Source organism: Blastococcus sp. SYSU DS1024 (assembly GCF_054050795.1).
Window position 1 is genome coordinate 1 of record NZ_JBJHAA010000053.1, and the last position, 556, is coordinate 556.

The window sequence follows — 556 nt, forward strand, 5'->3', positions numbered from 1 at the left end:
CCGACGCCCGCCGGCACATCACCCTGGCGCTGCTGGCCGCGATCGACGCGATCGAGGACCAGTCCGCTGAGTTGACCCGCCGGATCAAGGAGGCCCTGGCCCTGCACCCGGACGCGCCGATCTTCACCAGCCTGCCGCGCGCCGGCCAGATCCGAGCCGCTGCGCTGCTGGCCGAGATCGGCGATGCCCGCGGCCGCTACCCAACCGCCGATTCACTCGCCGCGGCAGCCGGCGCCTGTCCGGTCACTTTCGAATCAGGCAAACACCGCGCCGTGGGCTTCCGCTACGCCGCCGACGCCAAACTCCGCCGGGCGCTCACCGACTTCGCCGACGACTCCCGCCACGCCAACCCCTGGGCCGCCGACATCTACCGCCGAGCCCGGGCTCGCGGCATGCGCCACCCGCACGCCGTTCGCGTCCTGGCCCGGGCCTGGACCGGCGTCATCTGGCGCTGCTGGCAAGAACACAGCGCATACGACCCAGCCCGCCACGGCGCCCACAACCGATACCTCACTCAGGGCGCCGCGGCAGCGGCTTGACACAGGGCTACTCAGTC

The 556-nt window shown here is 72.5% G+C and carries 1 protein-coding gene; it reads left to right on the forward strand.

The window, feature by feature from the left end:
• A partial coding sequence (locus ACI79S_RS20785; protein WP_456595336.1) for a transposase occupies positions 1-539 on the forward strand: 539 nt, incomplete at its 5' end.
• Positions 540-556 lie beyond the last annotated feature (17 nt).